Source organism: Mariniflexile sp. AS56, assembly GCF_030552475.1.
In the GTDB taxonomy this organism is placed as follows: Bacteria; Bacteroidota; Bacteroidia; order Flavobacteriales; family Flavobacteriaceae; genus Mariniflexile.
In genome coordinates this window covers 18,200-29,657 of record NZ_JAUPED010000004.1, presented here as the reverse complement: position 1 = coordinate 29,657, position 11,458 = coordinate 18,200, and the positions used below count along the sequence as shown (strand labels likewise).

10 protein-coding genes are annotated in these 11,458 nt (G+C 33.7%); 5 read left to right on the top strand and 5 right to left on the bottom strand.

From position 1 onward, the window contains the following. The first annotated feature begins 40 nt into the window (after positions 1-40). Positions 41-628 carry a YceI family protein gene (locus tag Q5N74_RS05955; protein WP_304387821.1) on the top strand — a complete coding sequence of 196 codons (588 nt, stop codon included), beginning with the start codon at positions 41-43 and terminating at the stop codon, positions 626-628. A gap of 12 nt (positions 629-640) precedes the next feature. Here Q5N74_RS05955 and Q5N74_RS05950 read toward each other — a convergent pair whose 3' ends face one another. The 5 genes from Q5N74_RS05950 to Q5N74_RS05930 all read right to left on the bottom strand — a co-directional run bounded on the left by Q5N74_RS05950 (position 641) and on the right by Q5N74_RS05930 (position 5,203). After that, positions 641-1,477, bottom strand: a complete 837-nt coding sequence (locus Q5N74_RS05950) for a DUF2807 domain-containing protein (RefSeq protein ID WP_304387820.1) — start codon at positions 1,475-1,477, stop codon at positions 641-643. A 97-nt stretch (positions 1,478-1,574) separates the two neighbouring features. Further along, positions 1,575-2,303, bottom strand: a complete 729-nt coding sequence (locus tag Q5N74_RS05945) for a head GIN domain-containing protein (protein WP_304387819.1) — start codon at positions 2,301-2,303, stop codon at positions 1,575-1,577. Between the two features lie 107 nt (positions 2,304-2,410). Beyond that, the gene (locus Q5N74_RS05940; RefSeq protein ID WP_304387818.1) at positions 2,411-4,207 is read right to left on the bottom strand and encodes a PspC domain-containing protein; all 1,797 of its coding nucleotides are present in this window, start codon (positions 4,205-4,207) and stop codon (positions 2,411-2,413) included. Between the two features lies 1 nt (position 4,208). After that, positions 4,209-4,547, bottom strand: coding sequence for a PadR family transcriptional regulator (locus tag Q5N74_RS05935; RefSeq protein ID WP_304387817.1), 339 nt, complete (start codon positions 4,545-4,547; stop codon positions 4,209-4,211). 209 nt (positions 4,548-4,756) lie between these two features. Continuing rightward, a complete protein-coding gene (locus Q5N74_RS05930) occupies positions 4,757-5,203 on the bottom strand; it encodes a DUF4870 domain-containing protein (RefSeq protein ID WP_304387816.1) in 447 nt (148 codons plus the stop codon). A gap of 147 nt (positions 5,204-5,350) precedes the next feature. On the opposite strand from Q5N74_RS05930, the gene Q5N74_RS05925 reads away from it, so the two are divergent. The 4 genes from Q5N74_RS05925 to Q5N74_RS05910 all read left to right on the top strand — a co-directional run bounded on the left by Q5N74_RS05925 (position 5,351) and on the right by Q5N74_RS05910 (position 11,365). Then, positions 5,351-5,806, top strand: a complete 456-nt coding sequence (locus tag Q5N74_RS05925) for a DUF4442 domain-containing protein (protein ID WP_304387815.1) — start codon at positions 5,351-5,353, stop codon at positions 5,804-5,806. Between the two features lie 237 nt (positions 5,807-6,043). Further along, entirely contained in the window at positions 6,044-6,844 is an 801-nt protein-coding gene (locus tag Q5N74_RS05920; protein ID WP_304387814.1) for a TIGR00266 family protein, read from the top strand. Between the two features lie 105 nt (positions 6,845-6,949). Beyond that, a complete protein-coding gene (locus Q5N74_RS05915) occupies positions 6,950-8,572 on the top strand; it encodes a hypothetical protein (RefSeq protein ID WP_304387813.1) in 1,623 nt (540 codons plus the stop codon). Between the two features lie 114 nt (positions 8,573-8,686). After that, entirely contained in the window at positions 8,687-11,365 is a 2,679-nt protein-coding gene (locus Q5N74_RS05910) for a T9SS type A sorting domain-containing protein (RefSeq protein WP_304387812.1), read from the top strand. The last annotated feature ends 93 nt before the right edge of the window (positions 11,366-11,458 follow it).

Below are 11,458 nucleotides of genomic sequence, written 5' to 3'. Positions count from 1 at the left end.
TTTATATATAATAATTTTAAAACAGGTTAGTTTTAACTGTGTGATTGTCAATAGGATTCTGTTTTTTATTTCCGTATTAACGGTGCTGGGTTTTACAACTAGAGATTCCAGTCTTAAAAAAGCATCGGTTGTTATTACTCCCGAAAGTTCTTTGGTGGTTCAAGGTAAAACCAATGTGAGCACTTTTTCTTGTGCGTTTAATACTAATAAATTTAAAAACCCCATGCAGGTATTTTACGAGCTGGATGGAGGAAACATGGTTTTTAGTAAAACAGCCTTAATTTTAGAAAATAATTGTTTTGACTGTGGAGGAAATGCCATTAATAAAGATTTTCAAAAAATATTAAAATCGAATAAGCACCCACAAATTATTTTACTTTTAAAAGAAATCATTCCGGCTGAAAATAAAATGAATGTACAAGCGTCTATTACTATAGAAATTGGCGGTGTGACTAAAGGATATAAAATACCTATAAAGATTAAAAATGTGGATGGTTTGCTTATTTCAGGCGATTTGGATATCCGCTTATCAGATTATAATTTGGAAACGCCTAAAAAACTATTTGGACTGATTGCTATAGACGATACTATTGAAATAAATTTTCAGTTAATGGTTAGAGAAAAATAAAGAGATGACTAATTATTTTTCTTTCTTCTGAATTTTTGAAGTACCACTAAGTTTCGTTACCACAATTTCTGGTTCGCCATAGAGATAAATACTGCTACTACCCGAGGCGTCTACAGTAAGGCTATCTGTAACATCTAAATAGACTTCACTAGCCACTTCGTTTAGAGTGGTACAAGTTTTTGTCGCGAAATTTCTACCATTAAAATCGGAATAATTATCGGTTCTTATACGGAATGTCTCCGCAGAACCTTCTACAATCGCACTCGCACGTTGGTATAAATCGATTTGTGTAATAGGTGCATTTATTAGAGCTTCTAATCTATTGGTATCGGTAAGCGAAATTTTTGCTTTGTCGCAGGTTAAATTGAGTTTTAATTTGGCTTTCCCTATACCTTGTAACTCAAAATTGGATGTTTTTATGGTTAAACCTACTTTAGCAGAACCTTCGGCGATTAGTACGGCACTTGCCAAATTCATGGTGGTTAAGGATAGTATTTCACCAGAATCAGTAACTTTAATATGGTTCAAGCTATCATTATAATTAACAGTGATATTCAAACGTTTTTTTGAGGTTATTCTGGTTGCGGTATCAAAACTTAAAACGCCATTAACAACCGCGAAATTTATAAACTCATGTAAATTTTCATCGGTTTCAATGGTTACAGAAGGAGTGGTGTTGTAAATTATTTCAACATTAAAATCTTCATCAATTTCTAAAGAGTGAAAGGGTTTTAATTCCGTTTGTACAATAGTCACGTTTTTATTTCCTTTTACTTTTTCAGGAGTTTGTGCAACACTAACAAAGCAAAACAATAGAATAATAAGGTTGGAGGTTAAAAATTTGTTCATTGATTTTTAGGTGCTTGTTCATAACAAATATAAGTAAAAACCATCTAAAACTTTTAAATAAGCTTCAGATGGTTTCAAAATAGGCTGGTTATAAAAGTTATTGTTTTTCAATACTTCCAGAAGCGCTTTCATTTTTATTCACAATTTCTGGATCTCCTAAATAGGTAATGCCACCACCGCTACTAGCTTTAGCGGTTAATTCTTTTGAGGTGTTTACCGTAATGCCTGCACCGCTACTGGCTTTTACTTGGCTAGATTCTGCGACTAAATTGGCCGCTTTAATAGAGCTACCACTAGAAGCTTCTGCATCCAGATTTATAGTTTTGCCAGAGACTCTTAAAGTACTACCGCTGGAAGAATCGCATTCTAATGACACCGTGTTCACATTTAAAATCATAGAGCTGCCACTAGATGTTTCTAAAATAAGCTGTTTGCCAACAAAGGTGTTTGTAGATTTTACATCACTACCGCTAGTGGCTTTAATGCTAGAAACATCTCTAAAGTTTACAATTACCTTTTTAGAGCTGCATGTGCCAATATTTTTTTTAGTGTGAATTCTTAAAACATTATTTACAACTTCGGTGATAATAAGGTCTTGCAAATTTTCGTCGGCTTCAACGCTAACACTTTCATTGTCACTTTGTGTTAAAAATACATTTAAACCTTCGGATGCTCTTATAGCTGTAAAAGGTTTGTTTAGCGAGCGATTTTCTGTGGTAACATGGCCGTTACCTTTAACGCCAGAGTTTATGTTTATATCAAAATTACAAGAGAATAAACTTAAACTAATAAGTGTTGCTACTATGATTTTGGCTAAAGTTGTCATAACTGTTCGTTTTTTGATTGATGGTTTTTTGTTATTCAAATATCCTATTTGTTGTTATTGATTAGTAACTTAAATATCTGAACTGTTGATTTTTAATGCTGAATTGTTTATTTATCGGATTTTATATTTACACCGTCGCTGTCAATTTTTACTTTCACATCCTCCGATTCGGCGTTTATGCCTTTATCGTTAATTTTTAAACTGCTTTTATCGCTTGTAATTTCGATACCATGTTCGTCTATTTTTATATTGGGGGTGTGTATGCTTATTTCAAAGTCTTCATGGTCCTGATCGTCGCAATCCTCACATGTCAGGTCCTCTTCCTCTACGGTTAAATAATGATTCACATAATTTGACGGGATTCTATAATTTAAATAATGTTGGGTGTTGTTATTAAACTTAACAGCAGAACCTTCTGGTAAATAAAGAATAACGACTACTTCTTGGTCACTAAATTTGTTTTTAGAAAGCGTTACTAAATAAGAGTCCAGCTGTAATTCGTGTCCTTTTAATGTGTAATTATAGTCTATGTTTTTAGCGCGTTCAATGGCTTTATCATAATTTCTACCGTCCGCACTTTTTTCAACACTTATAGACGCTAAAGAATCGGTGGTCGATTTAACCAGAATACTAATGTCTGAACTGTAAATAGTTTTCTCGCCATGTTCATTATTCAATAATTTAAACCCATTGTTGTAATGGTTTCTTAGCAAATTATTGTCTGCCATTCTAACTTCTAAGGTATCGTTAGTAGTAATAAAAAGTTCTTGTTTTTCTACCACACGTTCGTTAAAGGCGTGTTCGCTCGCTTCTCTTAAGCCAATAACAATTAAGGCTATAATAGAAAATAACCATAAGCCTAAAAGGGTGAATTTTGCGATGTTACCAATCGATTTTAAGTTGTTTATAAGAATCTTTAACCCTAAGTAGAAAAGGAAAAAGAACGGAATTCCAACAGCAAAAAACACGAGTAGAGACGCTAACCAAATAGGTGCATTATCTGAAATGGCAACGTGCACAAAATCCATACCTGGTATGTGTACAATATCTGCAATGCCTACAGAAAACCAGCTGATTAACAACCCAATTAAAGCAGAAGCCCCAACAAAAATTAATATGATACCAATAAATTTAGCAAACACTTTAAAGAAGAACATTATAATATCTGCTAGGGTATCAAAAAACGATTTAGAGTTCGATTTTATTTTATTGCCTTGCTTCTGGAAATCTGCTTTCTTCGCTGCATCTTGTACATTTTTGGCGGCTCCAGAAACAGAATCACTCACATTTTTTGCAACGCCCGATACCGTTTCACTCACCGTATCAAACCCGTCTTTTATTTTTTTTTCAATGTTGCTAATGTTCACCGGTTCGCCCGTCATCATTATCTTTTCGGCAGTGGTTTTAGCTTCTGGTACTAAAATCCAGAATAGAATATAGATAAATATAAAAGTACCACCAGATCCAACAGTAAGTAATACCCAAAGTAAACGTACCCAAACGGCATCAATACCTAAGTAATGGCCCAATCCAGATGCTACACCGCCAATATAAGAGTTGTCGGTATCTCTAAATAATTTTTTAGAAGCCGAAGATTTTCTGTGATAAGTTGGCTGTGGTTCATCTTCAAATATCTCGTCGTCTACCAAATAATCTTCTGGCTGCCCCATAACGGAAATAACTTCATCTACTTCCTTAATACGAATAACTTGTTTGTCGTTTTGCACACGCTCACTAAAAAGTTCGGCAATACGAGCCTCAATATCTGCGATAATCTCAGTACGACCTTGAGAGTCGGTAAATGAACGTTTTATAGCCTCAAGGTAACGTTGCAGTTTTAAATAGGCGTCCTCATCAATATGGAAGAAGGTCCCTGCTAAATTTATGTTGACTGTTTTATTCATTTTAATGTTGTTTTTTGGTGTTGGTTACTAAGTTTACAGCGTTTTGTAATTCACTCCACGTTGTGTTTAATTCGGTTAAAAATAACTTGCCGGTTTCGGTTAAACCATAATATTTTCTGGGCGGTCCCGAGGTTGATTCTTCCCATCGGTAATTAAGGAGTCCAGCATTTTTTAATCTGGTAAGTAGTGGGTAAATAGTGCCTTCAACCACTAGCAGTTTTGCGTCTTTTAAAGTCTGTAAAATTTCTGCAACATACGCATCGTCGTCTTTTAAGACCGATAGTATGCAGAATTCTAGAACCCCTTTACGCATTTGTGCTTTTGTGTTTTCTATCTTCATGTTCTAAAGCGTTTTAATAATGTGAAACTGTTCATTTTTTGATTGATTTGATGATTGTTATTTGATGAAATTTTATTTTTTCTCTTTGGGCGTTCCCACAAGGGTCGGGCTTTACGTTTCAAGTCCTCGCTCGTGCCTCGCTGTGGGCTTTTCACTGCAATCCCTAACGCGGTGCCATGTGCTTTTTACTTTTTTATTTCATAGGTCAATTACTTTAAGAAATTGATTGTAAACGGGTATTTATAATAAACACCATCCTTTGCTTTTAAGCTAGCCGTTACAATTAAAACGAGTTTAATAATAAAACCAGCAACAGCTAAAATACCCAAACCACCACCTATATATAAAAGGGGAGACGGTTTGCCTATATTAATATGAAAATCTTGGAAGCCATTAAAGTCTATAAAGTCAAAACCACTAAAAATTTTAAAAAGAAAAAACGGTACCGTTATAGCGCCTATAATAATGGCGTAAAGTAAAATGCTAACTTGAAAATTAATAGCTTGCTTGCCATGGGCGTCTATAAACTCCGATTTATCTTTATTGGCAGCCCATAATATAATTGGTCCAATAAAATTCCCAAACGGAATAATAAACCTACTAAAGGTTGATAAATGAATAAATGTGGCGATGTTTTTTTGGTGATTATCTATCATGATTTTAAAACGTATAATAGTTGCTTATACAAATATATGTCTTTAAAAAGGTATTATGTTACGCATAGTACCTAATTTTAACATAAAATTAACATTTCTAATCTGGCATTAATTTTCATAACTTAGTGAAAAAATAAATATATTATCATGAACGTAACTCCCAGTAAACTAAACTCTTTTACCATGCTTAAACTACCATCGGCCTTTCTTTGTGGTGTTCGCACAAGACATATAGATGCCAGTAAATGTGTAGTAACCGTAACTCATAGGTGGATTAATCAAAATCCATTTAAGTCTATGTTTTGGGCGGTACAAGGTATGGCGGCAGAGTTTTCGACAGGAGCTTTAATGATGACAAAAATTAAGGAATCGGGGAAGCGAGTGTCCATGTTAGTTACTTCCAATTCGGCCACATTTACAAAAAAAGCCACAGGAAAAATAACCTTTACCTGTAATGACGGCACCTTAATAGATGCAGCACTTCAAAAAGCAATTGATACGGGAGAAGGGCAAACCGTAAGTATGAAATCTGTTGGTGTGAATGAAGAAGGTGTAGATGTTTCTACTTTTCTATTTGAATGGAGTATAAAAGTGAAGAGTTAGGTTTTAGTCACAGTCACAGTCACAGTCACAGTCACAGTCACAGTCACAGTCACAGTCACAGTCACAGTCATGGATTGAATGAAGTGTTTAGGTTTTTTTGGCTTTTTTTTTCTTAGAACCTTTGATACTTTAAGTCTTAGTGACTTTACAATTAACAAAATGCACCAATTTTCAAAGTATTTGTAACAAAACGGGGAACAAGTCAACTAATAACCGAATCAACAAAAAACAAATAAAATGACAGCACACGAAATTGACTATAGAATCTACGGAGAAGAAATGCAATATGTAGAAATAGAACTCGACCCGCAAGAAGGTGTTATTGCCGAGGCAGGTAGTTTTATGATGATGGATGATGGCATTAAAATGGAAACCATTTTTGGTGATGGTTCTACTAAAAACCAAGGCTTTCTTGGTTCTATATTGGGTGCCGGGAAACGTATTCTAACAGGCGAAAGTTTGTTTATGACGGCCTTTTACAATACTGTAGTAGGAAAGAAAAATGTATCCTTCGCATCGCCGTATCCTGGTAAAATTATCCCGATTGATCTCACAGAATTCCGTGGCAAGTTTATTTGTCAAAAAGACGCGTTTTTATGTGCAGCCAAAGGCGTGAGCGTGGGTATCGAGTTTTCCAAAAAATTAGGTCGCGGTCTATTTGGGGGTGAAGGCTTTATTATGCAAAAATTAGAGGGTGATGGTATGGCATTTGTTCATGCAGGTGGTACCATGGCCAAAAAAGTATTGCAGCGCGGTGAAACTTTACGTGTAGATACCGGTTGTATTGTCGGTTTTACTCAAGATATTGATTATGATATCGAGTTTGTGGGCGGTATTAAGAATACTGTTTTTGGTGGTGAAGGCTTATTTTTTGCCAAACTTCAAGGTCCGGGTGTTGTTTATATCCAATCATTACCATTTAGTAGGTTGGCGGGGCGTGTATTAGCATCTGCACCACAAGGTGGCGGAAAAGATAGAGGTGAGGGTAGTATTCTAGGTGGTTTAGGTAATATTTTAGATGGCGATAATCGTTTTTAAAAATCAGGAACATTAAGATTTATTTCATAGTAATGTCTGAAAATACATCGTTTTTAAATTTGATTTTTCTACTTTTGTAGATGTTATTATTTATCCATTGAAATCTTGTATTTTTTGAAATTGAGACTCTCACATCCATATCTATTATTACTGGTTTTTTTATTATGTTTTACTGTTCTTTCGCAAAACAGTCATGAAGGGCGCTATTTAAAGTATATTGATTCTGCTTATAATATATTAAACGAATCTCCAAAAGTTGCCGCTGTATATTTGGATTCAATTCCCGAACCATTAAAAAAAAATATAATAGGGCATCTTGCCTGTTATTATGATTTAAGGGCCTTGATTAGTGATAGAAATCATGAAAGATTGAAGCTTTATCAAAATTACGTCCTTGCATTAAAATATGCAGAACTTGAAGAAAACTATGATGTTGCAGGTAAAGCTTCTTTAGAGCTTTTTTATAATACATATTTGATAAAAAAAGACACAAGTGCTTTTAAGTATTTGGAGGCGGCCAAAAGATATTACACTCTTAGTGGTAATAAAAATGGTTTACTAGAAGTCATGCAAATGCCTGCCTATGTAGAATTTTATAATGGGAATTATCAGTCTAGTAATAAATTGATTTTAGAACAATTAGAAGTTTATAAAAGCATTAAAGAAGATGCTTATTACTATATGTATGCGTTATTTATGTTAACCTCAAATTATCTCGATCTGGGAGATATAAGTAATTCTCATAAATATTTTAAAATTTTTAAATCTTTAGAAGAAAACTCCACGCTTTCTTTGGCATTATATAAATCGCATTTAGCAACCATTTATGGAAGTATGTCAAATTTGCATTTTAAAAAAAAGAATATCGACTCCACGCAATATTATATATCTCAATCTAAGGAATTACGAAATGCGATGAATGAGGTTGATAGGCGAAATTTCTATAGCCTTCATGTTGACTACTATGATTATATTAAAGATTTTGAATATAAAAATAATTACATAGATTCATTAAAGTATTTTGAAAATGAGGTGTTGAGTAAAACAATGGATGCTAGTTTGAATCTGGGAGATTCCTTATTGATTTCTGAATCTGAATTAAAAATTGAAAAAGCTAAACTTAAGAACAATTTTAAATGGGTAGTAGTCTTGATTTTTGTGTTGATAGCGTTAATTGTACTTTTTATTTTTAAAAGCAAGAAATCAAAAAAAACAATAAAACATTTTGAGAAAAGTAATAATGAATACACTTATTTAAAATCAAACCACGAAAAATTAAAAGTTAAGGTCCGAGGATTAGAAGATTATATAAGTGATGTTAAGAAAGAAATAAAACACATATCATCTTTGGATGCAGGTGTTAATCAACGTATAAAAATAAAGGATTTATTTAAAAATCTTCAATTAGATTCGTCAATGTTGTTAGATAAAATGGAAAATCAACTGGAGTTGGTTAATGAACTTAATATTGAATTTTTCACACAGTTACGAAATGGTTACCCTCAATTAAATGACTCCGAGTTAATTATTTGTTACTACCTCTTCGTAGGATTTAAAAGCAAAGAAATTGCCCTATTTGTAAATTCTTCCACAAGGGCGATAGAAGGTAAGCGATATCGTATTTCAAAAAAAATGAATCTTCAAGAAAGTGATCTTACTTTAGCAGATTTTCTGAACCAGAAATTTAAAGACACCAAGACCGAGTTTCCTCAGAAAAGTAGGGTTTAAAGCTATAATTATATCTATTATTTGTTTGTGTGTAGTTGTTGTGTAGTTGTTTTTGCCGTGTTGTGCTAAAAGGTTGACGATATTTGTATGAAAATTAATTAATTTATAATCAAAATGAGAAAACTCTACACACTTGTATTAACTGTATTTTTTTCCATATTATCGTTTGGACAGAATGATAAAAGTTGGGCTAAAATGGGTACTAGTAAAAATGAAACGTTTTATGATGTTCAGGCAAAATTTAATAAATTTTGGAAGGCTAAAACTCCCGGAAAAGGTCAGGGATATAAAATTTTTAAACGTTGGGAAAATCAAATAGCTGATAAGATTTATCCATCAGGTAATATGTCATTACCGTCATTCACTTACCCGAATTTTATTGAGTGGCAAAAAAATTACAATAACGAATTGGCTAAAAATGCAAATAGTAAAATGAAAGCATCTTTGGCGACTTCCAATTGGGTGTCTTTAAATCAGAATTCAATAGCATCTGGATATGATTCTGGCTCTGGAAGATTGAATTTTGTGACTTTTGATCCAATTAATCCAGCAACCACAATGTATGTAGGTGCTCCAGATGGTGGACTTTGGAAAACGACTAATGGTGGTAGCTCTTGGTCTACTCATTCAGATTATTTACCTATTATAGGTTGTTCAGGTTTAGTTATTCATCCTACAAATCCTAATTTAATGTATTTAGCTACGGGAGATAAGGAAAGTGATAGAAGAAGTATAGGTGTTTTGAAATCTACTGATGGTGGTTTAAATTGGAATACAACAGGCTTAGTGTGGACGGCATTAGATAATTATAAAATCACAAAAATTATTATGGATCCAAATAACCCATTGGTTATGATGGTGACTACTGATGGTGGTATATTTAGAACAACCGACGGGTGGGCTACGGCTCAATCTCCAAATGGTTCAGCTAGCCAACCTATTACTTTTTTATCTGATATCGAATATAAACCACAAAGCTCATCAATTGTGTATGCTGCAGGTAAAGAAATTTACAAATCAATAGATGGTGGAATTAATTGGACTCCAAATTCAGATTTATCAGGAGTATTACCAAACTATTCGGCTGTTGAGCGCATTGAACTAGCTGTAACAGAAGCTAATTCAAATTATGTATATGCTATTATAGGAAGAAGTAGTGATCAAGGATTTGAAGGATTTTATCGTTCAACAGATAGTGGGGATAACTTTTCTAAACAATCAACAGCTTCTACACCAAATATTTTGCATTCAGATGCGGCTCCAACGTCCTCTTCTGTAGGTGGTCAAGCATTCCACGATCTTGCCATAGCAGTTTCACCAATTAATGTCAATAAAATTACTATTGGCGGTATTAACCAATGGCAATCTACGGATGGTGGTGTGAATTGGACACGTATTACTTATTGGTTAGGAGTTAATCCGCTTCATCCAGGAAGGAATAAGCAACCAGAACCTTATATTCATGCGGATATTCAGTACATTGCGTATATGCCAGGTAATAATACTACCTTTTTTACTACTACAGATGGGGGTATTTCCAAAACTACTGATGATGGTGTTACATGGACGGATGTCACAGGGAATATTGCTGTTGGTCAACAAACTAATATTGAGTTATCTGAAATTACTGAAAATTTATTCTTTGCAGGATTACAAGATATAGGCTCTTTAAAATATAATAATGGATCTTGGTCTGTATTAAGTGGAGGTGATGGTGAAGATGGTTTTATTGATAGAACTAATGATGATTTCATGGTGTCTTCTACAACTAACGGAGCTTTCTTTTATACAACTAATGGTGGAGCTAGTTATTCAGATATTCCTTGGTATCCAGATATGCCAAGTGGCGAATGGTTTAGTCCTATTCAACAAGATCCAATTAATGTGGATATCGTTTATATAGGTGGACGCCCAGATTTGTATGTTTCAACAGATTTGTTTTCTGGAAATGAGGATATTACATATACTAAAACAGGGGTGACGCCTCCAAATCCTGCTGCAAGCAATATTTTGAGATTTGAAGTTGCACCTAGCAATAATTCTGTTATCTATGTAATTAAGGAGAATGTTATTTCAAAATCTATAAATGCGGGGTCGACTTGGAGTGATATTACGGCTGGTTTACCGGTTGGTGTTGTTAGGTTAAAAAACTTAACGGTTTCAAATACAGATGCATCAAAGGTTTGGGTTGTTTTTTCTGGATATGCAGATGATGAAAAAGTATACAAAACTGTTGATGGTGGTGCTAATTGGATAAATGTATCTAATGGACTTCCTAATATACCAATGAACACCATTGTATATAGAAAGAATAGTGTGAATGATGAAGTATATGTAGGTGCAGATTTGGGGGTGTATGCTATAGATAATTTAGTTGCTTCAGCAGTTCCTTTTTTGACTGATTTGCCAAAATGTGCCGTGCAAGATTTAGAGATATTTTACTCATCTCCAACAACAGGAAAACTTAGAGCAGCAACTTATGGTAGAGGAAGTTGGGAGACAGATTTAAGTACGCAAACACTTGCAACTCATGAGATTTCTGTGGCTGATTCTAAAGCACCTGTATTATTTCCTAATCCAGTAACTAATGGAGTTGTAAATGTGAAATTATTTAATAATGATGATAATACTTATCAATACTATTTGTACAATATTTTAGGAGAACAAGTACTAAAAGGAGACTTAAATGTTTCAAATTCAGAAATTCCATTAAAGGATAAATCTGCTGGAACATATATATTAAGATTGATTAGTAAAGATAGAATGTATACTCAGAAAGTGATTATAAAGTAAATTAGTTAAAGAGAGTCTCATACGGGGCTCTCTTTAATTCATTACGTTTCCTAGTATTATACTTAATATTAAGCGCATTAAATTGATGCATAC